At 63.5% G+C, this 22,735-nt stretch carries 24 protein-coding genes, 1 tRNA gene and 1 riboswitch; of the genes, 15 read left to right on the forward strand and 10 right to left on the reverse strand.

Going from position 1 to position 22,735, the window contains the following annotated elements:
- The first annotated feature begins 192 nt into the window (after positions 1 to 192).
- From RCH21_RS07050 to RCH21_RS07060, 3 genes are all read left to right on the forward strand, one after another.
- Positions 193 to 1,200, forward strand: a complete 1,008-nt coding sequence (locus RCH21_RS07050) for an NAD(P)-dependent alcohol dehydrogenase (protein WP_326963745.1) — start codon at positions 193 to 195, stop codon at positions 1,198 to 1,200.
- A gap of 137 nt (positions 1,201 to 1,337) precedes the next feature.
- On the forward strand, positions 1,338 to 2,201 hold the full coding sequence (locus tag RCH21_RS07055) for a DUF4389 domain-containing protein (protein ID WP_326963746.1): 864 nt from the start codon (positions 1,338 to 1,340) through the stop codon (positions 2,199 to 2,201).
- 58 nt (positions 2,202 to 2,259) lie between these two features.
- On the forward strand, positions 2,260 to 3,030 hold the full coding sequence (locus tag RCH21_RS07060) for a DUF2306 domain-containing protein (RefSeq protein ID WP_326963747.1): 771 nt from the start codon (positions 2,260 to 2,262) through the stop codon (positions 3,028 to 3,030).
- A 350-nt stretch (positions 3,031 to 3,380) separates the two neighbouring features.
- On the opposite strand, the gene RCH21_RS07065 is transcribed toward RCH21_RS07060, so the two are convergent.
- The 5 genes from RCH21_RS07065 to thiO all read right to left on the reverse strand — a co-directional run bounded on the left by RCH21_RS07065 (position 3,381) and on the right by thiO (position 7,547).
- The gene (locus RCH21_RS07065) at positions 3,381 to 4,688 is read right to left on the reverse strand and encodes an RNA polymerase sigma factor (protein WP_326963748.1); all 1,308 of its coding nucleotides are present in this window, start codon (positions 4,686 to 4,688) and stop codon (positions 3,381 to 3,383) included.
- 22 nt (positions 4,689 to 4,710) lie between these two features.
- Positions 4,711 to 5,070, reverse strand: a complete 360-nt coding sequence (locus RCH21_RS07070; protein WP_120147009.1) for a YciI family protein — start codon at positions 5,068 to 5,070, stop codon at positions 4,711 to 4,713.
- A gap of 203 nt (positions 5,071 to 5,273) precedes the next feature.
- Positions 5,274 to 6,050 carry a thiazole synthase gene (locus RCH21_RS07075; RefSeq protein ID WP_326963749.1) on the reverse strand — a complete coding sequence of 259 codons (777 nt, stop codon included), beginning with the start codon at positions 6,048 to 6,050 and terminating at the stop codon, positions 5,274 to 5,276.
- 4 nt (positions 6,051 to 6,054) lie between these two features.
- Entirely contained in the window at positions 6,055 to 6,291 is a 237-nt protein-coding gene (gene thiS / locus RCH21_RS07080) for a sulfur carrier protein ThiS (protein WP_326963750.1), read from the reverse strand.
- The gene (gene thiO / locus RCH21_RS07085) at positions 6,288 to 7,547 is read right to left on the reverse strand and encodes a glycine oxidase ThiO (protein ID WP_326963751.1); all 1,260 of its coding nucleotides are present in this window, start codon (positions 7,545 to 7,547) and stop codon (positions 6,288 to 6,290) included. Before thiO ends, thiS begins: the two co-directional genes overlap by 4 nt.
- Positions 7,539 to 7,671: riboswitch (TPP riboswitch) on the reverse strand. It overlaps the preceding gene by 9 nt.
- Before the next feature lie 11 nt (positions 7,672 to 7,682).
- Here thiO and thiE point away from each other — a divergent pair.
- From thiE to RCH21_RS07145, 12 genes are all read left to right on the forward strand, one after another.
- Positions 7,683 to 8,417 (forward strand): thiamine phosphate synthase, encoded by a 735-nt coding sequence (thiE, locus tag RCH21_RS07090; protein WP_326963752.1) that lies wholly within the window; start codon positions 7,683 to 7,685, stop codon positions 8,415 to 8,417.
- A gap of 592 nt (positions 8,418 to 9,009) precedes the next feature.
- Positions 9,010 to 9,330 carry a hypothetical protein gene (locus RCH21_RS07095; protein ID WP_326963753.1) on the forward strand — a complete coding sequence of 107 codons (321 nt, stop codon included), beginning with the start codon at positions 9,010 to 9,012 and terminating at the stop codon, positions 9,328 to 9,330.
- Positions 9,327 to 10,088 carry an ABC transporter substrate-binding protein gene (locus RCH21_RS07100; protein ID WP_326963754.1) on the forward strand — a complete coding sequence of 254 codons (762 nt, stop codon included), beginning with the start codon at positions 9,327 to 9,329 and terminating at the stop codon, positions 10,086 to 10,088. Before RCH21_RS07095 ends, RCH21_RS07100 begins: the two co-directional genes overlap by 4 nt.
- Positions 10,085 to 10,978, forward strand: a complete 894-nt coding sequence (locus RCH21_RS07105) for an ABC transporter ATP-binding protein (protein ID WP_326963755.1) — start codon at positions 10,085 to 10,087, stop codon at positions 10,976 to 10,978. The genes RCH21_RS07100 and RCH21_RS07105 overlap by 4 nt, the downstream gene beginning before the upstream one ends.
- The gene (locus tag RCH21_RS07110) at positions 10,975 to 11,850 is read left to right on the forward strand and encodes an ABC transporter permease (RefSeq protein WP_326963756.1); all 876 of its coding nucleotides are present in this window, start codon (positions 10,975 to 10,977) and stop codon (positions 11,848 to 11,850) included. Before RCH21_RS07105 ends, RCH21_RS07110 begins: the two co-directional genes overlap by 4 nt.
- A gap of 65 nt (positions 11,851 to 11,915) precedes the next feature.
- The gene (locus RCH21_RS07115; RefSeq protein WP_326963757.1) at positions 11,916 to 12,872 is read left to right on the forward strand and encodes a TauD/TfdA dioxygenase family protein; all 957 of its coding nucleotides are present in this window, start codon (positions 11,916 to 11,918) and stop codon (positions 12,870 to 12,872) included.
- Entirely contained in the window at positions 12,869 to 14,221 is a 1,353-nt protein-coding gene (locus RCH21_RS07120; protein ID WP_326963758.1) for an LLM class flavin-dependent oxidoreductase, read from the forward strand. Before RCH21_RS07115 ends, RCH21_RS07120 begins: the two co-directional genes overlap by 4 nt.
- Before the next feature lie 186 nt (positions 14,222 to 14,407).
- Positions 14,408 to 14,481: transfer RNA gene (locus RCH21_RS07125), tRNA-Met, on the forward strand.
- Between the two features lie 507 nt (positions 14,482 to 14,988).
- A complete protein-coding gene (locus tag RCH21_RS07130) occupies positions 14,989 to 15,210 on the forward strand; it encodes a hypothetical protein (protein ID WP_326963802.1) in 222 nt (73 codons plus the stop codon).
- Positions 15,211 to 15,262: 52 nt separating this feature from the next.
- The gene (locus tag RCH21_RS07135; RefSeq protein WP_442784682.1) at positions 15,263 to 15,688 is read left to right on the forward strand and encodes a M20/M25/M40 family metallo-hydrolase; all 426 of its coding nucleotides are present in this window, start codon (positions 15,263 to 15,265) and stop codon (positions 15,686 to 15,688) included.
- A gap of 38 nt (positions 15,689 to 15,726) precedes the next feature.
- Positions 15,727 to 16,389 (forward strand): hypothetical protein, encoded by a 663-nt coding sequence (locus RCH21_RS07140; protein ID WP_326963801.1) that lies wholly within the window; start codon positions 15,727 to 15,729, stop codon positions 16,387 to 16,389.
- A gap of 335 nt (positions 16,390 to 16,724) precedes the next feature.
- Entirely contained in the window at positions 16,725 to 17,858 is a 1,134-nt protein-coding gene (locus RCH21_RS07145; RefSeq protein WP_326963760.1) for a glutamate--cysteine ligase, read from the forward strand.
- A 150-nt stretch (positions 17,859 to 18,008) separates the two neighbouring features.
- On the opposite strand, the gene RCH21_RS07150 is transcribed toward RCH21_RS07145, so the two are convergent.
- From RCH21_RS07150 to RCH21_RS07170, 5 genes are all read right to left on the reverse strand, one after another.
- On the reverse strand, positions 18,009 to 18,470 hold the full coding sequence (locus tag RCH21_RS07150) for an SRPBCC domain-containing protein (RefSeq protein ID WP_120147538.1): 462 nt from the start codon (positions 18,468 to 18,470) through the stop codon (positions 18,009 to 18,011).
- 8 nt (positions 18,471 to 18,478) lie between these two features.
- On the reverse strand, positions 18,479 to 19,123 hold the full coding sequence (locus RCH21_RS07155; protein WP_326963761.1) for a dihydrofolate reductase family protein: 645 nt from the start codon (positions 19,121 to 19,123) through the stop codon (positions 18,479 to 18,481).
- A 1-nt stretch (position 19,124) separates the two neighbouring features.
- Positions 19,125 to 19,463, reverse strand: coding sequence for an ArsR/SmtB family transcription factor (locus RCH21_RS07160; protein WP_120147002.1), 339 nt, complete (start codon positions 19,461 to 19,463; stop codon positions 19,125 to 19,127).
- A 300-nt stretch (positions 19,464 to 19,763) separates the two neighbouring features.
- Positions 19,764 to 21,197, reverse strand: a complete 1,434-nt coding sequence (locus RCH21_RS07165; protein ID WP_326963762.1) for a sensor histidine kinase — start codon at positions 21,195 to 21,197, stop codon at positions 19,764 to 19,766.
- A 39-nt stretch (positions 21,198 to 21,236) separates the two neighbouring features.
- Positions 21,237 to 22,586, reverse strand: coding sequence for a response regulator (locus tag RCH21_RS07170; RefSeq protein ID WP_326963763.1), 1,350 nt, complete (start codon positions 22,584 to 22,586; stop codon positions 21,237 to 21,239).
- Positions 22,587 to 22,735: the final 149 nt, after the last annotated feature.

Here is a 22,735-nt window from a genome sequence, read left to right on the forward strand (position 1 = left end):
ACTGCCCGATCCCTGGTTACAGGTTGCCTGGAAGCTGCCTTCGACTTCGCTGGTCCCACGACGCTCCTCGGCTCGGACATGCCCATCAGATCCGCATCCAGCGGGATCCCCTAGACGTTACCTTACGCCGTATGGTAACTTCAAATCGCTACCTTACACTGTTAGGTTCATCGATCGATCGAGGCGGAAGCTATGCATTCGAGCACCAGCCCAGTCAGAACGGCCACCGCCATGAAAGCCGTGGTGCAGCACAGGTACGGGACCGCTGACGTCCTCACCTACCAGGACGTCGACAATCCGGTAGTAAACGAGGGCGACGTACTGGTTCGCATCCATGGGGCCGCGATCAACCACGCTGACTGGGTCTACACAAGCGGTCATCCACTTATCGCGCGACTGGCCTTCGGAGTACGCGGTCCGAAGAACATCGTGCGGGGCAAGGACATCGCAGGACGCGTGGAAGCTGTAGGTACAGGCGTTTCCGAGTTCCTCCCGGGCGATGAGGTGTATGGGGAAGTCGAAGCGGGAGGTTTCGCCGAATACGCAGCCGTACCAAGCCATCTGTTGGCGCTGAAGCCGGCGAACCTGACCTTCGAGCAAGCCGCCACGGTTCCTCTATCCGCCCGAACCGCCCTCCAGGGACTAAGAGACGGCGGCAACATCCAACCGGGTCAGAAAGTCCTGATCAACGGTGCTTCAGGTGGCGTCGGCACATTCGCCGTCCAGATCGCCAAAGCCCTCGGCGCAGAGGTCACCGGGGTGTGCAGTGCAGGGAATGCCGCGCTGGTCCGGTCGCTCGGCGCGGACCATGTCATCGACTATTCGCAGGAGAACTTCACGGAGAGCGGACCTCGTTATGACCTGATTCTCGACTCGATCGGGAATCACCCGCTATCCGCGCTTCGGCAGGCACTCACCCCTGAAGGGACACTCGTCCTCTCCAGCGGCACCGGCGGCCAGTTCCTCGGACCCATGAGACGCATCGTGAAGGCGTTGCTCCTGTCCCGGTTCATCCGCCAGAACCTGCGTACGGTCCCCGCGAAGTCGGCCAGGGAGAGCCTGGACGTGCTGCGGGAACTCATCGAAACCGGTCAGGTCACACCGGCCATCGACCGAACGTACCCCTTGAGCGAAGTCCCTGAAGCGATCCGCTACTTCGTCGAGGACCACGCCAGAGCAAAAATCGCCATCACTGTCTGATGGCATCCGCCACCCGCCGCTAGCGCCGGGGTGGCATCAGGTTCCACCCCGGTTCGATCATCGAGAAACCCAGGATCAAGACCATGAGCACTGTCCCGACCAACACTTTTGAACCTTCCCGTCCACAGCCCGAAAGGATGAGTCCGGCCTACATGCTGGTGCTCATCACTGGAGTCCTGCTGGCCGGAGGATCCCTTGGAGTCTTTGCCAACTCCGGCCCAGTCCTCGCCGGCCTTGCCCTACTTGCCGCCGGGCTGGCGCTGATCATCACCGGAGCCGCAGGCCTGGGCCGTGGACTGCTTCCCCCAGCCCACTCTGCGCCCAGCGGAAACGCAGGAGGAATCTACCCCGCTCGACTCGAAGGGCAGTTGGATCCCAATCTCACGAGGTGGATGTGGCTCGTCAAGTGGATCCTGGCCATTCCCCACTACATCGTGCTCGCCTTTCTCGGCATTGCGTTCGTGGTCGTCACAGTCGCGGCAGGGGTGATGATCCTGTTCACGGGCCGCTACCCGGCGTCACTCTTCCAGTTCACGGTAGGCGTCATGCGCTGGAACTGGAGGGTCGCGTTCTACGCCAACGGCGTCCTGGGCACGGACAAGTACCCGCCGTTCACCCTCGCGCACGCCGATTACCCGGCCACCTTCGAGGTGGACTATCCCGAGAAACTTTCCCACTGGAAGGTCCTGATCAAGTCCTGGCTCCTTGCCCTGCCCCATGTGCTCATCGTCGCGGCACTGACCGGCAGCGTATGGGCATCCTCAGCTGATGGAGGCACCAATGGGATGTCGCTGCTGGGCTTGCTGGTGTTCATCACCGCGGTGATCCTGCTGTTCACCGGCGTCTACCGCCTGGGGCTCTTCAACCTGATCATGGGCATCAATCGGTGGGCCTACCGAACGATCACCTACACGGCGCTGATGCGCGACGACTACCCACCCTTCCGGCTGGATCAGGGCCCCCTCGATCCGCCTGCCAAAGCCTTGAGTAGTGCCATCTGATGGACACTTCGCAGGAGCTGACAATCTCCTCGCCGGCCTATCCGACAAAGGACATCCGGTGAAATCCACCAGAAAACCCGTCATCGCACCGCTGCACCCCGCAACCACTCCGAATCCGGGCCCACCTCCGAAACCAGATCGGATGCACTGGGTACGGTGGCTCGTACCCGTCAGCCTGATCTTCCTCAGCCTCGTTCCCGTTCTCGCCGGGTCCGTGCGCCTGACCCAACTGGCGGGAGGCGCGATCACACCAGAGAACGCACGCTTCTTCGACTCTCCGATTCCTGTGCTGCTACACATCCCCACGGTCACCGTCTACCTGCTGCTCGGATCGTTCCAGTTCGTTCCCTCACTGCGCCGGGGTAAGAGGGGCAGGACCAGCTGGCACCGGAGGGCCGGTCGCATCCTCGTTCCCACCGGTTTGCTGGCTGCCCTGTCGGGTCTGTGGATGGCGCTCTTCTATGACCTCCCACCCCATGACGGGCCGCTCCTGCTGGTCCTTCGGCTGATCTTCGGGTCAGCCATGGTCGTGAGCCTCGTCCTGGGATTCCTCGCCGTCCGCCGTCATGATTACGTTCGGCACAGCGAATGGATGACCCGCGCCTACGCCATCGGCATCGCCCAGGGAACCGTCGTCGTCGTGACGATCCCATGGGTTCTCCTCATCGGTCCGGTGGACGAGCTGACCCGCGCGCTTCTCATCGGAGCATCATGGGTCATCAGCGTGGCGGTGGGCGAATACTTCATTCATCGGCGGGCCTTAGCGTCGCCCTGGATGCACCATGCTTCAGCCCTCCCTGTCGAGCCCGAACCGGAGCCCTCTCTCTAGGGGCAGAAACGGACGGACTCATCCAGGTGCCTCAGCTTCGGGACCACCAAAGCTCCTACGCACGGTGGCCCCCGTACTCAGTTCCGGGCCCCACCCCGCCCCTGACGACGACGGCCCTGAGCGGCTGCGCAGTTGAAATCCGAAGGGAGGTGGCATATCGGGTAGGTCATGACCGGTTCGTCGACCGCCGGGCTCCTTACTGCCATGCTCCTTGCCGCACCCCCATGATGCGGGCGCGGGAGAGCGAGGTTACGGGTGCGGTGCTGCGCGGACTCGCTTTTGGTTGTGTCGTGAGGGTGGTCGGACGGTCGGACCGACGCTCGAGTCGCCGGGCGTACTAGTGATCAGACTCAACCCTCGCTGTGGTCCTGAGGTCGGTGGGGCTGCTGGGTCAGCCGCGCGGCCCGCCCAGCGAGATAGCGGCGCTCCGGAAGACTCGCCGTGGCGGCCGCTGCCACGAGGTAGGCCTCGCGGGCGGCCGCCACGTGCCCGGAGAGTTCGAGCAGGTGCGCCCGGACTGCGAGGGGGCGGTGGCTGCGGGCGAGCTGCGGGTCTTTCTCGACCGTACCCAGCACTGCCAATCCCGCGAGGGGTCCCTTGACCATGGCGACGGCGACGGCACGGTTCAGTGTCACGATCGGGCTCGGTGCCACCTGCTCCAGTACTTCGTAGAGGGCCAGGATCTGGGGCCAGTCCGTATCCTCCACCCTCGAGGCTTCGTCGTGGATGGCCGCGATAGCCGCCTGCACCTGGTACGGGCCAATCGGAACCTTGCCCAAGGTACTTGTCAGGAGGAGGACCCCTTCGCGAATCTGGCCGGCATCCCAGAGACTCCGGTCCTGCTCAGAGAGCGGGACGAGGGCGCCGTCGGCCAAGGTGCGGGCGGATCGCCTGGCATCGGTCAGCAGCATAAGGGCAAGCAGGCCACATGTCTCTGCCCGGGCCACGTTCGTCGCCGGAGTTACGCCCAGCAGCAGCCGGGTAAGCCGGATGGCTTCACCGGTGAGGTCTGTCCGTTGCAGGGATCGTCCTGAGCTTGCGGCGTACCCTTCGTTGAAGATGAGGTAGAGAACCTGCTGTACGACGGCGGTCCTCGCCATTGTTTCGGCGGGCGTGGGGACTTCGAAGCGGGCGCCTGCTCGTGTGATGCTGCCCTTTGCCCGGCTGATCCGCTGGGCCATGGTTGCCTCGGGAACCATAAAGGCGCTGGCGATCTGGGCGCAGGTCAGGCCTCCCACGGCCCTCAGCGTCAGGGCAAGTTGTGAGGGCGGTGAAAGGGCGGGATGACAGCATAGATACAGGAGCATCAGGGTGTCATCGGCATCCGGTGTCACCACGTCGTCGCCTGCGCAGGAGTCGGGCGCGCCTCCCTCAGGCTGCCGGGTGGAGAACTGCAGGGTGAAGGTTCCCTCTCGACGGCGCCGGGCGCTTTCGCTTCGCCACTGGTCCACCAGGCGCCGTTGGGCAACGGTCATCAGCCAGTGAAACGGATTATCCGGAAGGCAACCCTGCGCCCATTGGAGGGATGCTTCCAGCAGTGCTTCCTGGACGGCGTCCTCGCAGGCGTCGAACTGGCCGTTGCGGCGGGTGAGCACGCCAAGGACCTGCGGCGCGAGCTTGCGCAGCAGGTCCTCCAGTGGCGGGCTTTCCCGTGTCACGGGGTGGCCGCCCTATCGGTCGTCAGACATCCGGGGGCCCGTCCTGAACAACCCTCAACTCCACCGTGCCGGAATACTTGACGATGCTGGAGCAAATTTCGAGTGCCCTTTCCTCGCTTGCTACATCCACCACCCAGTACCCGATGAGGGATTCCTTGGACTCCGCGTAGGGACCGTCGGTGGCGATCACGCCGTGGTCGGTCTTTCTGACGGTTTTCGCGGTGCTGCCGTCAGCCAGGCCGGCGTTGAAGACCAACTCGCCGGATTCTGTCAGGTCCTTATCGATCTGGATCATGAACCCGATCATCTCCTGAATCCATGCCGGGTCCGCGGTTTGCGTCATGCCTTCGGCTGATCCGAACATCATGATCATGTATTTCATCTTCGACTCCTTGGTTGGGGTTCCGTGGTGCGTACATGAAGAGGTCGGAGCCGGCTGGTCGGTTCTCGACATGCAACCGCACCCATCTTCCGCGCATTCATCTGCGATGGACTCGAAGCACGTCGTTGCGACGTGATCGACCTGTTCCTCGGTCAGGACAAGGCGGTCTCGAACCTGCACTTCCGATGGCGAATCACGCGATGTCAGACGTCGGGGCGGTCCCTGATGGGGGAGGAGGCTTGTGCGTGGGTCCGTCGGGGTATCCGGCCGGCTTGCGAAGCGAGCCTGCCGGCGATGACGGCGTGCTTGAAGGCTGTCGCCATTCTTGTTGGGTCTTGTGCTCTGGTTACTGCTGTGGCGAGCAGAACCGCATCGCAGCCCAGTTCCATGGCGAGGGCGGCGTCGGATGCGGTACCGATCCCTGCATCGAGGACTACCGGAACTGTTGCCCTCGAGGCGATGAGTTCTATGTTGTGGGGGTTGAGGATGCCTAGTCCCGTTCCGATGGGCGATCCCAATGGCATCACGGCTGCTGCTCCGATTTGTTCCAGCCGTCGGGCAAGAACGGGATCGTCGTTGGTGTAGGCGAAGACCTTGAAGCCTTTCCTTACGAGCGTTTCGGTAGCCTCGACAAGTTCCAGCGCATCCGGTAGCAGGGTCTGTTCGTCGGCGATGACTTCCAGTTTTACCCAGTCCGTTGCCAGTGCCTCCCGCGCCATCTCAGCGGTCATGACCGCCTCACGGGCAGTGAAACACCCCGCGGTGTTCGGGAGGATCCGGATCCCTTGCTCATCGAGTAGTTCGAAGAGCGAACTGCCGGCCTCCGCGGTGTAGCGCCGTAGCGCCACGGTTGTCAGTTCCGTCTCCGATGCGGCCAGTGCCGCCCCCAGACCTTCCAGGCTCGGCGCTCCGCCGGTCCCCATGATCAGCCGCGAGGTAAAGGCAACCCCGTCGATCTCTAACGCGTCGTTGTCAGGCATCGTCTCATCCTCCCTGGACGGCGGTCAGAACTTCGATGTCGTCACCGTCGTTGATGGTTACTCCGGCCCACCGGTGACGGGGTACGACCTCGGCGTTGACCGCGACCGCTACCCCCAGTCGCCGCTCATCCAGGGGCTGCCCGGTATCGCTCAGTTCCCGCCCGGTGATTTCGGCGACCAGATGCTTGAGGGTGGAAACCGGCACAGTGTCCCGGGCCCGCCCATTCAGTGTGTAGCTCATGTGGTGGTCCTTACCGTTGCAGGGGAACTGTTGTGGCGCGAAGCCCTGTGCCGAGAGTTTTCAGGCACGTGCACTGAAGAGCTGAACCGGCCGGGCCGAAATCGCTTGATGTCGGTCTGCGGTGTTTTCCGGGTGATCAGGTCAGCGCAGAGGTGAGCAGTAATCGGTGCCAGTAGTACTCCGTGTCGGAAGAAGCCGGTGGCGATAACAAGCCCGCGCACGTCGGAACCGTCCGGGTTCGTGCACCGGCCGAGCAGAGGTGCATTGTCTGGGGTCCCGGGTCGGGGCCGGCAGAGGGCTTCCAGCAGTTCCAGCTCCGCGACGGCGGGGATCAGCACCTGCGCATCCCGTAACAGCTCATACACACCGCCGGCAGAGAGACCGGCGGACCCGTTTTCGCGTTGAGTGGCGCCGATCACCACCGTCCCGTCCTGCCGAGGCACCACATAGACAGGTGAGCCGCGGACCAGTCCGCGGACCGTCGAGGTTACGAGCGGTCTGAGATGTTCGGGAACGCGCATTCGGAGGATGTCCCCGTACACCGGGCGCAAGGGTAGCCGTAGCCCCGCCGGTAGGCCGGCGATGTCCTTCGTGCCGATTCCGTTGGCCAGGATGACCTCATCCGCGTTGATCCGCTCTCCGTCCTCCAGCAGCACACCGGTTACAGCAGTGGAGTCAGCAGCATCGCCGTGGATGACCGCGGAAACTGGAACCGGCACCGAGCGCACCGATGGGTTCTTTGCCAATGCTGCTTGAAGGGCTGCAGCCAGTGCCCGGGGATCCACCTGATGATCCCCGGGAACCAGGCATGCGCCGGTCAGTTGCGGACCCAGCAGCGGCTCCAAACGCCGCGCCCGGCCGGTCGTGAGTTCCTCGACCTCGAGCCCAAGGCCCACCTGCACGGAGCACAGGTCGGTCAGGGCCCGCCGGTCCGCTGCGTCTATGGCCACGATCAGTGTCGGTGTCCGCTGGTAACCGGTTCCGACACCGGAAGCAGTTTCCAACTCTTTGGTGAATTCTTGGTAGATCCGGGCTGAGGGCAGGGTCAGGTCCAGTAGGGATTCCTCCTGGTAATGAAGCTCACTGACGGGGGCCAGCATCCCGGCTGCAGCATGGGTCGCTCCGGAAGCGGGCGCGGGATCTACCAGGGTGACCCGGTGGCCGCGGCGGCTGGCCTCCCAGCCGATGGCCAATCCGACGATGCCCGCACCGACGACGACGGTATGGCAGGTGCGGTCCGGGTTCTTCAGAGTCACAGGGGTCCTTCCTACGCCGGGATCAACCGGTTCAGGTTCATACGGTCGGCGTCGGACGCCCTCTCAGCCCTGATGAGGTCAGCGTGGTGCTACTGCCGAAACTCGGGCTCCCGTGGAGCCATTAGTCTAAGGCGCATGGCTTCCAATGCGGGTATGGCTCCCTTCCTGTCGAATCCGTCGGATGGTGGAGCGTCGTCCACGAGCAATACGGCAGCCCTGTACAGGCAGAGACTTGCCAGTGCGCAGCTGTATCTGTGCACTGATTCGCGGAAAGGAAAAGGCGACTTCGCCGATTTCGTCGACGCCGCATACAGAGGAGGCGTGGACATCATCCAACTCCGTGACAAGAACATCGAGGCAGCCGAGGAACTTGCCTGCTTGGATGTTCTCAGCGCAGCTGCGCAACGGCACGGCAAACTATTCTCGGCCAATGACAGGGCCGATATCGCCCTTCTCAGTGGCGCGCACGTCTTACATGTGGGGCAGGACGATGTATCCCTACCTGCCGCGCGGCACCTGATGGGCCCCCATCCAGTGATCGGTCTCTCCACCCACACTCCGGCCCACGTCGACGCTGCCATGGCCATCGACGAACTGGACTACTTCTGCGCCGGTCCTGTCTGGGCCACCCCCACAAAGCCCGGACGTGCTGCCGCGGGGCTCGAACTAGTGGATTACGCAGCAGCACGCACGACCGAAACCGGCTCTCAGCGTGCCTGGTTTGCCATCGGCGGAATAGATCACGCCACCATCGGCCACGTCATCGAAGCAGGAGCCCGCCGAGTCGTCGTCGTACGAGCCATCACAGAAGCCAATGACCCGTGCTCCGCGGCTGAATCCCTCAAATCAGCGCTTCCGCCGCTTTCTTAGACCCAGGAAATCAGCGCTTCCGCCGCTTTCTTAGACCCAGGAAATCAGCGCTTCCGCCCCTGTCTTAGACCCAGGCACGGAACCCCCTGCCACCAGAGCGGCTTAGCGGGGGCCCGGGACCCTAGCCCGTATGGAGCAGGCCTTCAGGGCACAGGTGTTCGAGTGGCGCGGACCGGCGACGGTCACATGGTTGCGGTAGCGATGCGAATAGCTCCGCGCGGAGGTCGAGCGGCCAACGGCGGCGGCTCGACAATGTGACACCACGAGCTTCGACAGCTCGAATGAGCACGGCGAGGGATCTCCAGGGACTGTTGTGCAGCCGTGCCCTCTGCGTCGCACTGTGAACGGTGATGACGACGCGTTGCCTGTATGCCTTACGCCGGGTTACCCGAGATTTCGCGCTGTGTAGCCAGGTGCGCCACCGCGTCCGCTGACGACGCAGCGGGGTCTCCTGTTGCCCAGGATGTCCCGGCATTGCGTGTGGTTTCGCGCTGTTTCAGGTGTCTTCTGCCGGTGATCGTTCTCTGCTCTAGTGGGTTCCACGAGCCAGCCGGCCCGGATCCAGGCCTGATCTGCAGAAAGATCCACCATCATGAAAGATCGATTCCTGCCCGCACGAACTATCCCCGCCGCAGGCGTGGCAGCTGCCATGGCAGTCTCACTGGTGCTGTCCGGTTGTGGGGGTGCTGCAACGGCGCGGTCGGCCGGGATCGATGCCAGCGCTGAAGTGAAAACCGTTCGCTACCAGGGTTCGCCGAATACCGTTGCCCTCTTGGAAGTGGCCGAGGAGCTTGGATATCTGGAGGACGTGAAGCTCGAGTGGGTGAGTAACACCACGAGCGGGCCGCAGAGCATCCAGTCCGTGGCCACGGACCAGACGGACATCGGGGGGGGGCGTTCACCGGTGCCGTGATCAAGCTGATCGAGGCGGGCGCTCCCGTTCAGGCCGTCATCAACTACTACGGCGAGGACGAGGACACCTTCACGGGGTACTACGTGGAGGAGGGGAACACCATCAAGACCGCGCGGGACCTGATCGGTAGGAAGATCGCCGTGAACACTCTGGGCGCCCACCACGAAGCGGTCATCACCACGCACCTGAAGAACGGTGGTTTGACGCCTGAGGAAATCAAGCAGGTCCAGCTCGTGGTGGTCCCGCCGAACGAAACGGAAGTCGCCCTCCGCAAAAAACAGGTGGACGTTGGGACTTTGGGCGGGGTGCTTCAGGACCGGGCGCTGGCCGAAGGAGGAATCAGTGCCCTTTTCACCGACATCGGCGTGATCGGTGGGCCGTTCGACGCCGGCCAGTACGTCCTGCGGAAGGACTTCCTCGAGAAAAATCCGAAAACCAGCCGCACCGTGGTCACTGGAGTCGCCAAGGCGATCGAGTGGGAACGCACCACACCGCGGGAGCAGGTAATCGCCATGTTCGAGGAAATCATTGCCAAGCGGGACCGTAACGAGAGCACGGAGGCACTGAAGTATTGGAAGAGCGTGGGTGTGGCATCGCCGGGGGGCCGGATCCAGGACCAGGACTTCACCCGCTGGGCCGATTACCTGAAGTCCGCGGGAATCATCGACGGTGACCTGGACACCAACAAGCTCTACACCAACGAGTTCAACCTGCTGGAAACATCCGCGTCGGCATCGAGCTCGAGAGGGCAGAAATGACACCCAAGATCAGCCTCCGGAACGTCACCAAGGAATTTACGGTCCGTCAGGGCAAAGGTGCCGGCAGGAGTATCCGGCGCCAGGCTGCACCGTCCGTCCTCACAGCCCTTCATGACCTCACCCTGGACGTGGCCACCGGCGAATTCCTCACCCTGGTAGGTCCCAGCGGCTCAGGCAAGACCACCCTGTTGGACCTGCTGGCCGGGCTTTCCCGCCCAACCTCGGGACAGGTTCTCGTGGACGGCCGGGAAGTGACAGGGCCCGGCCACGACCGCGCCGTCGTTTTCCAGCAGTACGCGCTGTTCCCCTGGCGTACGGCCTCAGCCAATGTTTCCATCGGCCTGGAAAACGCGGGCCTGGCCAGGAAGGAACGGGCGGCGAAGGCCAGCGAGTTCCTCGATCTGGTCGGCCTCGCTGGATTCGAGGACCGGTACCCGCACGAGCTCTCCGGCGGTATGAAACAGCGGGTAGCCATCGCCAGAAGCCTCGCCTACGAGCCGGACGTTCTGTTGATGGACGAGCCCTTCGCCGCATTGGATGCACAGACACGCGAACAGCTCCAGGACGAGCTCCTGAGGATCTGGAAAGCCACGGGAAAGACAATCGTGTTCATCACCCACGGGATCGATGAAGCGGTCTACCTCGGCCAGCGCGTGGCAGTGCTGAGTGCCCGCCCGGGCAAGCTCAAGAAAATCATCGACATCAACATCCCCGACCGCCACGGCGACGCGGACATCCGCTCGCATCCCGCCTTTGTGGAACACCGGCACCAGGTCTGGTCCCTCCTGCGCGAAGAGGTTCGCCTAGCCCAGGACTCCGGGCACCGGAAAATCCTCCCGGATGGCACCGCCCCCGATGAACAACCTCTCGAAAGGAGCGCCGCCTCATGACAGCTGTGCTAACCCGACTGCCCGAGGCCGCCTCCGCCGTCGGACCGTCCAGCCAGGAAATCCGGCGAAAGACCGGTCGGCTGTCCGCCCTCGCCGGATACGGCGGCCGTGCGGGCTGGAAATCCCTGGCCGTCGTCCTGTTCTTTGCCCTCTGGGAATTCGGCCCGCAATACCTGGCGAGCCCGTCTACCCGGGTCTTCCTCCCCCCGCTCCACGACGTGCTGGCGGCAGGCGCCAACCTGGTTGAATCCGGCCAGTTACAGAGCCATCTGCAGGCCAGCCTGACCCGCTCTGTGTCCGGATTCGGGATCGCGGTGGTGTCCGCCGTCGTACTGGGACTCCTGATCGCCTGGTACGGCTGGTTGAATTCCTTCCTGAACCCACTGCTCGAGCTCTTCCGCAACACAGCAACGTTGGCGCTGCTCCCGGTGTTCACCCTGTTGCTGGGCATCGGCGAGGAATCCAAGATCACCATCGTGGCCTACGCCGCATTCTTCCCGGTCCTGCTCAACACCATTGCCGGTGTCCGGACCGTGGACCCCCTGCTGATTCGGGCCGCAAAGTCCCTGGGGCTGAACAGCTTCCGGCTCTTCCAGAAGGTGATCCTGCCGTCGGCAGTCCCCACCATCTTCACGGGAATCAGGATGGCCGGAACATCGTCCATCCTGGTGCTGATCGCGGCCGAGATGGTGGGCGCCAAGGCCGGGCTGGGCTACCTGATCGTGAATTCGCAGATGAGCTTCCTCATCCCGGACATGTACGCCGGCATCCTGACAGTCTCCGTGCTGGGCCTGCTGGTGAACTTGCTGCTGGTGTCGCTGGAACGGCACTTCTCCCGCTGGCGCACCGCCGTCGGCTCCGGGACCGACTAGGCACCTTCACACCCTTTCAACCGAACCGAACCGAACCGACCGATGAACTGCAAAGGAAACGAACCATGACCATCGCCATTGAAACCAGGCTCAAGTTCACGAAGCTGGGATCCCGCATTGGAGCAGAAATCCGCGGTCTCGACCTCAGCGCGGATCTCAGCGACGACACCATCGCACAGCTCCGGGAAGCCCTGAACGTCCACAAAGCCCTCGTCTTCCGGGAGGCAAACGTGCTCGACGACGACGCGCAGGTTCGCTTTGCCGGCCGCTTCGGTCCGCTCACCAACGCCCACCCGACGGTGGCGTCCGTGCACGGCAAGCCCGCGGTGCTCCCGGTGGACAGCGAAAACGGCAGTGCCAATAACTGGCACACGGACGTCACGTTCGTGGTCAACCCGCCCCAGGCTTCCACGCTCCGCAGCATCACGCTCCCGGCCTACGGCGGGGAGACGCTCATCGCTTCCTCCACCGGTGCCTACCAGGATCTGCCGGAGGAGCTGCGGAACTTCGCCGACACTCTGTGGGCTACCCACACCAACGACTATGACTACTCGGTGCCCAAGAACCTGGAACACGCCAACGCCGAGGAACGCCGCAAGGAGTTCACCCGCATCCACTTCGAAACGGCCCACCCCGTGGTTCGGGTGCATCCCCTCACCGGAGAACGTGGTTTGTTCATCGGCGGTTTCGCCCAGCGCCTGCGGATCGTCGGACTGTCCAACACCGAGTCCAAGGACATTCTGCGCCTCCTGCAGGCTTACGTGACCCGCCCGGAGAACGTGGTTCGGGTGAACTGGGAGCCGAACCAGCTGGTGCTCTTCGACAACCGCATCACTCAGCACTATGCGCCGGACAACTACGATGGCCAGCCCCGCACGCTGAACCGCGTAACCATCGCCGGCGATATCCCCCGGGGCGTGGACGGCCGCAGCAGCACGTCCATCAAGGGCGACTCTTCCACTTACTCCGAGACCGTAGCTGTCCCGGATACAGCGGCCGCCGGCGCGGGAGCCCGACAGTGAGCGCGTGTGGCAGCGGACCACGGCAGCTACACCTCAACGCCTTCCTCATGAGTACCGGCCATCACGAGGCATCGTGGCGCCTGCCGCAGAGCAACAGTTCTGCCGGTACGGACGTGGCACATTTCCAGCGCCTGGCGCGGACGGCCGAGCGTGGGAAGCTGGATTCGATCTTCTTCGCCGATTCGCCGGTGTTGCACGGAAACGTGGCGCAGCGTCCCTACGGAAGCCTCGAACCCACGGTGCTGCTCGCGGCCATCGCCGCCGTCACGGAGCGGATCGGACTGATCGCCACCGCGTCCACCACGTACAACGAGCCGTACAACCTGACGCGTCGCTTAGCCTCGGTGGACCACATCAGCGGCGGCAGGACAGGGTGGAACGTCGTCACCACGGCGGGAGACGCCGCCGCCAGGAACTTCTCCCTGGCCGGGCAGCCTGCGCATTCGGAGCGGTACGAACGGGCGGCGGAGTTCCTGGATGTGGCCAGGAGACTCTGGGACAGCTGGGAAGACGAGGCAGTGATCGCAGATAAGGCCACAGGAGTATGGGCTGACAGCAACCGCGTTCACCCGGTCAACCATGAGGGCCGGTACTTCCAGGTCGAGGGCGCCCTGGATGTACCGAGATCCGTCCAGGGACGCCCCGTCATCGTCCAGGCCGGGTCATCCGAGAACGGAAAGGCCTTCGCAGCCCGGTACGCGGAGGCGGTATTCACAGCGCACCAGACCCTTTCCGACGCGCAGGACTTCTACGCCGACCTCAAACAGCGGACGACGGCGGCAGGCCGAAATCCGGACTCGATCAAGATCCTGCCAGGCATCGTTCCCGTCATCGGACCCACAGAAGCCGAAGCGCGGCGGCTCGAACAGGAGCTCGATGGGCTGATTCTGCCTGAGCACGCCCGCAGGCAGCTCGCCGGAGTTCTTCGGGTTACACCCGAATCGCTGGAACTGGATCGCGAGTTGCCGGCCGACCTGCCCCCGGAGGACCAGATCGAGGGTTCCAAAAGCCGGTACACCCTGATCGTGAACCTTGCCCGTAGTGAACGGCTCACCGTTCGCCAGCTCATTGGTCGGCTCGGGGGAGGGAGAGGGCACCGCACCATCTCCGGCACTCCCGAGCAGGTTGCAGATGCGATTCAGAGCTGGTTCGAAGTCGGGGCAGCTGACGGATTTAATATCATGCCGCCGGTATTACCGTCCGGACTGGACATCTTTGTGGATCAGGTGGTCCCCATCCTCCAGAACCGCGGGCTGTTCCGGACCGAATATACGGGACGCACACTGCGCGAACACTATGGGCTTACCAAGCCGGTCAACTCCTTCGAACGCGTGCCACAGCCCGCCTGACCCCTGACCAAGGGTGCCCCTTCACTGCTGACTCGGCCATTCAGCGGGGGAGAAGTCACTTGCTCCTTGCGAGTGAGATGAGCGCTGATCGTGCTCGGTCAGCGGAGCGGGAAACGCGAGGCTCCATGTCCCAGGGTGCCTCTGATTGGTGTATTCACCGTGCGGCCCGTAGTGTCGACCATGCGCCGCGGGGTGGAGCAGTTCGGTAGCTCGCTGGGCTCATAACCCAGAGGTCACAGGTTCAAATCCTGTCCCCGCAACAACAGGGCACCTACTGACGATTCTGTTCAGTAGGTGCCCTATCTTAATCACGTCGGGTTCAAGACAATGCGCATCCTTCCAATTCCGGAATCGGTACGAATCACTCGAGTCCTCCCTGACGGACGCCGTCCTCGGCCTACACGGCCCTCCTCCCGACCTCGGCCAGGTATTGCTCGCCCTCCTCGGCCGCTCAGGCCGGTGCGTGAGAAGGCCTGACGATCGAGATAAGCAGTAGCTTTCTGCTCGCGCTCCTGCTGCTGGAATGGAATGCTCGAAGGTCGGAAGGGCCGCCCCGAATGCATTCAAATGTGTTCTTCCGATGACCTTGTTCGGCAGGTAGGCTGACGAAATCTGCACCGGCTCCCGCAGGCAACGCCGAACAATAAGAAACGCCCACAGCGTCAGCGCGGTGATTCTGGACGCCGTGAACGCCACGCACCCAACGACCCGAACCCCGCATGCCGGATCCGGCGAAGACCCACCTGAGCGAATCGACGGGAGCACCGATGGAAGCTGTCGAGGACGTTCGGAACTACATCGACGCACACACGCCCCTGCTCCTGGAGCGACTCGCTCAGTGGGTGAGCATTCCGTCCGTTGCCGGGGTGGCCGAGCGCAAACACCATCTGACCCGCTCCGCCAAGTGGCTGGCCGGTGAGCTTCGCGATACCGGATTCCAGATTACACAGATCTGGGAGGGGGCCGAGGGCCCCACGGTTTTTCGCTGAATGGTGCGATGCTCCTGGTGCTCCCACCATCTTGATCTACAGCCATCATGATGTGCGGGCGGTCAAGGAAGAGAATTGGGATCAGACCTCCCCGTTCGAGCCGGTACTTCGGGACGGCAGGCTGTATGGCCGCGGAAGCTCCGATGCCAAGGGCCAGGTGATGGCCCACCTCTGGAGGGTCCGCGCCCACCTGAAGGCGACGGGGCGCTCGGCTCCGGCGGTGAACCTCAAGCTGATCATCGAGGGTGAAGAAGAGGCTGGATCACCCGGGCTCGAGAACCTCCTCCACAACAACCGGTCCCGGCTCGAGGCGGACGCTGTGGTTTTTCCCGGCACCCTGCTGTGGCAGGCGGAGAGCCCTGCCATCTGTACCAGCATCCGCGGCATGCTGGGCGTACGCATCGAGATCCACGGCCCGCTCACCGATATTCATAGCGGCGCCGTGTCCGGGACAGCCCCAACCCGGCCCTTGAACTGAGCAGGCTGCTCGGACGGCTTCATGACCACAAGGGGAGAATCACCTTTCCGGGGTTCTACGACGACGTCGAGGAAGTGTCGCCATCCCGCAGGGCCGAGCTGGCGGCCCTGCCGTTCGACCCGCAGGACTGGCTTGATCGCTCACACACCCGGAGCATTCTGGGGGAGGAAGACTACACGGTCTTTGAGCAGCTGTGGGAGCGCCCAGCGTTGGAAGTCATCGCCCTGGCAGCAGGGGATCCAATAGGCGTGAAGCGTGCGGCTGTTCCGTCCATGGCGGCCGCAGACCTGAGCATCCGTACTGTCGCCGGCCAGAAAGTCCAGGACGTGGCGGATCAGGTGCGGCGGTGGGCGGAAACAACCATCAGCGACGGCTACACCTACCGATTGTCCCTCGACACCGAAACGGCGCAGGAGTTTTATAGAACTCCGAATAACCCGGTGCTGGAGAGTCTTTCGAAAGCAATGGCCAAAGGCTTCAGGACCGAGGCGGTGAGGCGAATGGGAAACGCCGGCGGCGGACCCGCCGATCTGCTCTCATCGACGCTGAAGGTTCCCGTTGTCTTCTTCGGAACGGGTCTCGTGGAAGACAACTGGCACGACAGCGATGAGAGCGTCCGCGTGGACGTCCTGAAAGCCGGCGCAGCGACGCTGGCCTTCCTTTGGGAGGAACTCGGCCGACATGACCCGGAGCGACCCTGATTCCGGCCACCGGCCGGCCGGGTGAGGCGCGGGGCTGAACCGTGGCCTGCCGTGACCGGGACGTTTCGCTCATCACTCCGGCTCCTGAAGTGCCGTCCGACGACGCGGATCAACCAGGCTGAGGGGATGCGGCCACCCTTGTACCGACTGATAAGCGGGCTTATCCTTTGTGTCCTACCACCACGTGAGGTTCAGCAACGGGCCTGTGGTTCTCCGGTTCGGGAGTAGCCAATGGCCATTCTGCCTCGATCGCCCCACTCCCTGCGGCTGCATCATGCGTATCCCGCGATTTCCTCCCGGTTCTCTGCGGACTCCGGGCCTCCGGAGGGACGCTGATGCGCACCGTTGGCGTGGAGGAAGAATTCCTGATTGTCGATGAGGTGAACGGGCAGGCCCTGCCGTTGGCGCAGGCCCTTCAGGGGTCCGGGGTGGGCGGTGGCCTGGTCAGTGAGATGAAGCAGGAGCAGATAGAGGTTTGCACCCGCCCCCACCTCTCCCTTGAGGACCTGGCGGCCGAGGTCGGCGCCTGCCGGGCCGCTGCGGACTTCGCTGCGCGGGCCCTCGGCGCGAGGACCGCGGCGGTGGCGATGTCCCCGCTTCCGGTCCGGTCCCGGGTGAGCCCCGGTCTGCGCTATCAGGCCATGATGGACAGGTTCGCCCTCACCGCCCGGGAGCAGCTCACCTGCGGCTGCCATGTCCACGTCGCCGTGGTCTCGGATGAGGAGGGGGTGGCGGTGCTTGACCGGATCCGCATCTGGCTTCCGGTCCTGGCGGCGCTCAGCGCGAACTCCCCGTTCTGGAACGGCGAGGACACCGGATATGCGAGTTTCCGGTCCCAGGCCTGGAACCGGTGGCCGCTGGCGGGCCCGTGTGACATCTTCGGAACGGCCGAGAACTACCACCAGTGCGTCAGGGACCACCTTCTCACGGGGGTCCCACTTGATCTGAGACAGATCTACTTCGATGCCAGGCTCAGCCACAACCATCCGACCGTCGAGGTGCGCATCGGGGATGTGTGCCTGCACCCGGACGACACCGTGCTCCTGGCCGCGCTGATCCGGGCACTCGTTGAGACCGCCGCCCGCCAGTGGCGCGCCGGGGAGCCGCCCCTTCCGGTTCCGACGGCCCAGCTCCGTTTGGCAGCCTGGCGTGCAGGCAGGTCCGGGATGGACGGCGACCTGCTCCATCCAGTGCGGAACGAGCCGATGGAAGCCGCCTCGGTCATCTCCGCCCTCCTCGCCGAGGTCCGTCCGGTCCTCAAGGAACAGGGCGAAGCGGTGCTTGTGGAATCGTTGGTGCGGCAGGTCCTTGCGCGGGGAACCGGTGCCCGGCGGCAGCGGGCCGTCTACCGGCAGAACGGGGACTTGCGCGACGTCGTGGCCGACAGTGTTTTCGTCAGCAACCTTCAGCTGGGATCCCTGAGCAGGCGGCACGAAATGCCTCACCGGCTCTCACTTCCCCGCAGCTAAGGCGCGGCCGGGGCACGGCTGCGGCAGGCAGCGGCGCGGAAGCCGGGGCGACTCAGCCCGCACCCTGTGGAGATCCCAATCACCGCAGGAGAACATTCGACCTGGACGGCAACCTGGCTGCTCAGTCTCCGCGCCCTCCTGGAAGATACGTCACGCGAGGTAGTTACCTAGAGCCTCGAGCAGGCCACGGTAGCCTTCCTCGCGGTTCGGCCCGTCGGCCCAGAACTGGTCGAAGAAGACGCCGTGCTCGACGTGCGTGAACCGGGTGCCCTCGTCGATCGGTTCGAACTCGTATGACGCCACCGATGTCGACATGTGGGCGCCGTCGATCCACATGTCGTACGTCGTGACGATCCGGTCATGCTCCACGATGTCGGTGTATGTAGCCTCGTACCGCGAGACCGGACCGCCGTGGAACGCACCCTCGTCGATGTCGCGTCCGCCGACGCGGAAGTCGAACACCCACACGCCGGTCTCGACGGTGTCGCCGCCGCCAAACCAGTGCAGCTTCTGGTCCTCTATGGCGAAGGCATCCCAAACGCGCTCGAGGGGAACGGGGTAATCGCGGGTAAGGGTGAACTCCGCGCGGGCGAGTCGGCGTTCGATCGTCATGTGCATGCCTATCGCCTGAAGGTGACGTGGATCGTGCCGCTCTCGGCCACTTCCGTAGTCACCTTATGGGTCAGGTCGAGGCTGGGTAGGTCGTCCCATAGTCGAGTTCCCCGGCCGAGAACAACCGGGGCCATCAAGAGATGCAACTCATCGACCAGACCCGCGCGCAGGAAATCGCGCGCGATGCCGACTCCACCGCCCACGCGCACGTCCAGGCCGCCCGCGGCGTCGGTCGCCTCGGCAAGCACGTCCTCGATCGAGCCACTGCGGAAGTGGAACGTCGTGTCACCTTCCATCGGGATCGAGGGACGCGGTGCGGTGTGGGTAAGGACGTAGACCGGTGTCCCGAACGGCGGCCGCTCACCCCACCAGCCCTTCCAGTCCGGATCGCCGGGATACGCGGTCAGGCCGAACATTGTTGCGCCCATGATCTCGGCGCCTACGCCCTCGAAGAACGCGGCGGCGTAAAAGTCGTCAATGCCGGTCGTGCCGGTGCCGTTGGTCTCACCGAAGCGCTCTTGCATTGTGCGGGTCGCGATATACGCCTCCGTGAGGCGCCCCCAATCCTCACCCATCGGATTCTCGAGGGAAAGGCCGGTTGTCGAGGTGTAGCCGTCCAGCGAAGTGAACAGGCTCATGCGGATGCGGGTCATGTCAGGTTTCCTTTGGGGTGGCGCGAATCAGGTGCATGCCGAGCCGGTCGGCTTGGCGTTCGGCGGAGGTTCGTTGCTCACCGAGCCACAGGTGCAGGACGTCGAGGGCGCCCGGCCGCAGGCTCACAGTGCGCACGCGTCCTTGCTTCTGCGACGTGACCAAACCCGCGTTTTCGAGGAGACGCAGGTGCTGCATGAGCGACGGCAACGCCATCGAGAACGGTGCCGCGAGTTCGGACACGACGGCTGGGGACTTCGCCAGCCGTTCGACGATGGCCCGGCGCGTAGGATCCGCGAGAGCGCGGAGCACGGAATCGAGCTTGTCGTAATAGTTAGGCACATGCCTAACTATTACCGAAGGGTAGGGAGTCGTCAAGCGGCCCAGCCAGTGGACGAACTGAAATTTAGAGTTCATCAACAAGCCGGATCGCCCGGACCAAGGCGGTTACTACTTGATGGACCCGACGCTTAGAAACTCAACTACCAGCCCCGGCTAGCAACGACGCTGAACCTTGGGCTCCTTCTGCCCGAGTAACACCAAAAGAGCTCATTTCCTGATGGGTTCCGGTTCTCCAGCGTTCAGAATTGGGCTCGTCAACCCCCTGTCTGATGCCGGGCCAGCCGTGGTCAGTGTCGATGCTCATCGTTTGGCCGGCAGGAGGAATGGTACCGGGCCTGCACTCGTTCGTCGCCTGTTCCGTGTAGAGGAGTTCATAGGTGAGGAGCGCGAAAAGGTTTTCCCGATCAAATTGACGGTGGGAGCAATGACGCTGAAGGTCGCGGTGACGGACGTGCCAGTACCCGGCGCGGAGCGTATTTCGAGGGAGCCCCCGGCTTGTCGGATGGTGTCTCCGAGGATCCTGAGGCCGAAGTGGCCTTCCGGGCAGGGCTCGATCGGGTTGAAGCCGATACCGTCGTCCGAGACTGTGATGAGGGTTTGCCGGTTCGTCTGTCGGATCCGAATGTGTACCGATTGCGCGGAGGAATGCTTGGTGGCGTTGACCAACGCTTCGCGTGCCACGCGGTAGACCAGGACTGTGTGGTCCCGATCTAGCACCAAATTGTCCGGGATGTCGATTCTGAAGGCGATTCCGCGCTCTACCAGTGGTGCCTCCAGTCGCATGAGGGAGGCCTTCAGTCCGAGCTCCTCGAGGTCAGGGGGGTAGAGCTCGCTGGTCATGGCGCGCAGGAGGCGGATATCGTTCTGCAGCATCGTCCGGGCGTTCGTGAAGACAGGGCCCAGCGAGGGTGGACCGCGGCGTTCTTCTGATTCCAGGGCGTATGCCAGCCCGGAGAGGTCCTGGATGACGTCGTCGTGGAGTTCGGTGGCGATTTGCCGGCGCTCCTGATCCGACGCTTCGATGGCGCAGTGCAACAACGCGGTACGCGTGGCTTGATGGTCCTGGATCTTGCGTGCCAGGCGGACGGCCGGAATCAGCTGCGCTAATTGCAGGGCTGCCAATGACAGCAAGGTCGGTGGAATCATGCCTACCAGGACCGATTGCTGTTCGCGGCGCACTCCCGCGCCTGACGAGTATGTTTCGAAGATCATCGGGGCGCCGGTTTGGGAGGTGGAACGGACGTAGACTTCGACGAGTTCGCCCGAATCGGCCTCGTACTCGTTTTCTTCCGCAGTTTGGGATTCAAGGGTGGCTGTCGCCGGCCCTCCTTCAAGAAGCAGGCGGGCCCATTCCTCCTGCTCGAAATCCTGCCCGATAAGTGATTCCACATCCGAGTAGACCACCCGGCCGCGCTCGTCCCACACCTTGATCCTCGTCACGTGGTCGTTGGCCAGCCACGGCGCCAACCTCTGCTCGAGTAATTCCAGTGCGGCGGGGTCTTCTTCAAGGAGCTGGCTCGTGATCAACGGCCCGACCACGTTATCGGCCAGACGCTGGGTCATGTCCCTCGCATTGGCCAGGGCATGCTGTTCCGCTTCCGCTCGGATCCAGAAAGCAACCGGGGTTGCCACCAGAACGAGAGCCAGAAAACCGACCGTGAGGAAACGCGCGACGGCTGCCCGGACCTCACGTCGCTCGGTAACGTCCGGGGCAGTCAAGAAGTCGTCGTTCACTTTTTCTGCGTGAAGTCCGCGCACGGTCGGCGTGCCTGGCTATTTTTCCGCAGGATCCGGCGCGGATCCGGTGGCGTTGCCGAGCCTTGCCACCAGCGACGGGTGCACGATCATGTTCCCTGGGCGGGCGTGCCTCAGGGTGTCGAGCAAGATTCCCAGGGCGCCGTCCTTCGGGAGAAACCCGCAGATTCCCATGCGGGCGGCTTCTCGAAGCGCTTCCTGAGACGGGTTACCCGTCAGCATGACGACCCGGGCCTCCGGCGCTTCGGCAAGAATCCGCTCAGCAGCGTTGAGCCCGGACCCGCCGTCAAGATACAGATCCATGACGACGACGTCGGGTCGCAGTTCCAGGTACATCGTCGCGGCCGACTCCACCGTTTTGGCAGCTCCTACACTTTCGAAGTCAGGTTCGCGGTCCAGGGCTCCAGCCAGCAGGTCTGAGAACGTGGTGTGATCGTCGACGATGAGAATGCGCAGGCGTTCCGTCTCCGGCCTGGGCAATGGCTGTGCCTTCGAACGGTCCTCCGTCACGACGCGTGTGGGCGCCCGGGGAGTGGTCGGACCGCTCGTCGTTCTAGTCGTCGTCAGCAGCCTGGCCTGCGCTTTCTTCAGCACCTCACTCGGCGCGCAGCCCAGTTCCTCGTCCATAACCCTGCGGCAGCGGTCAAATATCCTCAACGCTTCTGTGTTCTCACCGTTTTGCTCCAGTCCTAGAATGAGGGCAGTCCATGCTCGTTCATTGAGAGGGTCTTCCCGGGCCGCTTCACTGCCCCAGGCGATCGCCTTACCTACTTCTCCCACGAGGAGCGCGGTTTCTGCGGCCAGCACACGGGCATGACCGACCCGCTCTGCATGCAGGGCCCGCTCCTCTTCGGCCCAGGCCGGTAGCAGTTCGTCCCCGAGCAACTGAGCCGAAGCAAGCTCGAGTGCTTCGGTGAGCAATGGCAGCGCGTCCGGTGGCGCTGCCACGCCGGCCAATCTGGTGAGGGTATGAAACCGGTTCAGATCGAGATCCACGATCGACGGTTCGATCACGTAGCCGCCCGTGACTGTGCGCAGGGGGCCTGCCCGGCCGGCTCCTGGCTGCAAACGCCGTCGGAGGACGCTGACATAGCTTTCAAGGGTAGGCAGTGCGCCTGCTGGAGGATTGCCGTTCCACAGGAGATCGATCATTCGGGTCTTCGAGACCGCGGAACCGAAATTCAGGAGGAGGATTTCCAGGACCTGACGGGGTTTCGGCCCACCCAGGTCGTTCGCGTTCAGGGTGGTGCCACCAATGCAGATCGCCAGTGGACCCAAAACCTTGATCTGAAGTGCCGACGATTGTCGGGACGCTTCGGAAGCTTGAGCCAAATCGGTTTTTTTCCCCACAAATTCCAAAGCAATCACAATGTCTTGTCCCAGTTTGAATTCGCTACCGTCTCTTGCACCATTAGAAACAGGAAGTGAACGAGTGTGCACGAGTAGTAGCTACTCAGTTCGTCAGGGCAGTACTTAGGAGTGTGAGCGGCGGCTCGTGTCCAGGGTGGTTCTTGTGT

This window comes from Arthrobacter sp. PL16, assembly GCF_035985055.1.
GTDB classification, from domain to species: domain Bacteria; phylum Actinomycetota; class Actinomycetes; order Actinomycetales; family Micrococcaceae; genus Arthrobacter_D; species Arthrobacter_D cheniae.